Genomic DNA, 1,060 nt, shown 5'->3' with positions numbered 1-1,060 from the left:
CCGGCTGTGTTTCCTCCTGTCGTGGCTGCTCACGGGAAGTTTCCGGCACGGCTTTCACTTCCGTCTTTTCCGCCACTTGTTTCTCGTTATGCTGCCTTGCCAGTTCCCGAAGTTCTTTCCTACGCTCCGGCGTCAAACCCATCATCATTTCATAGAAACCGTTGATGGGAGGATTGGTATCCCAGTCCAGTGTGGCATAGATGTCGTCCGGGTCGGCAGGCTTGGCGGTGTTCTCCGCTTTCACCTCCTTATTCTCCATTGCGGGTTTTGCAGTTGGAGCTGTCGGTGTAACCGTGACTTTCGGTTTGGGCGGAGTGGACTTTGCCGTAACTGCCTTTTTCACCGTCTTTTTCTTTTTGGAGGTTTTCGGTTGGCTGACCTCTTCCGTCATCCCCCAGAGGTCAAGCAGGGTGAGCTGCACGCCTGCGGAATATTGCGGGCGCGGTTCTATCTCCGGCTTTTCATCTGCGGGTTGCGGCTTTTCTGTCGGAGTTTCCACCGTCTGCGCCGAGGATACTGTTTCCAATTTTATGGCAGGACGCTCTACTTTATTTTGAACGGCAACTTTTTCTTCCGTTCCTGCCTGCCGGATTGAACCCGAATACAAGCGCATGGCAAGCCTGTAATGGAAATCCTCGTCGAGCATACGGCGCAAATCCCCGGCGATGCCTGCTGCCTTGCCCTCGTGCAGATAAACCATAGCGGGCTTCCCGTAGGGGTCTGTGTCAAGTTTCGCCATCGTATGCACGATGCGTTCCGGGTGGTGGATGAAATAGGCGTTGTCGGTCAGGGCGGTTTTCGTGTCCGTCTGTATCACGGTCATCAGCCGCTCGTCCTGCGACATTTCCTTCTTGCTGAGGTTCTTTTGCAGGACAATCAGGTCACTGCCCACCTCCGTGCCCGCGTTGTCCGTGAACAGGTTGTTGGGCAGGCGTATCGCGGATACCAGATTGGCCTGACTGAACAGCTCGTTACGCACGGAGGTCTTGGTGCTATTCAATACCCCTTGCGAGGTGATGAACGCCACGATACCGCCGTCACGCACGGCATCCAGTCCTTT

At 55.1% G+C, this 1,060-nt stretch carries 1 protein-coding gene; it reads right to left on the bottom strand.

Annotated features, from left to right (window positions below; translation table 11 throughout):
• Positions 1-1,060 (bottom strand): N-6 DNA methylase (locus DW640_RS23230; protein WP_233525479.1); only part of this gene is annotated, 1,060 nt, incomplete at both ends.

The sequence above is a fragment of the Bacteroides sp. AM23-12 genome, assembly GCF_003434395.1.
In the GTDB taxonomy this organism is placed as follows: Bacteria; Bacteroidota; Bacteroidia; order Bacteroidales; family Bacteroidaceae; genus Bacteroides; species Bacteroides thetaiotaomicron.
This window is presented reverse-complemented; position numbering and strand designations above follow the sequence as displayed.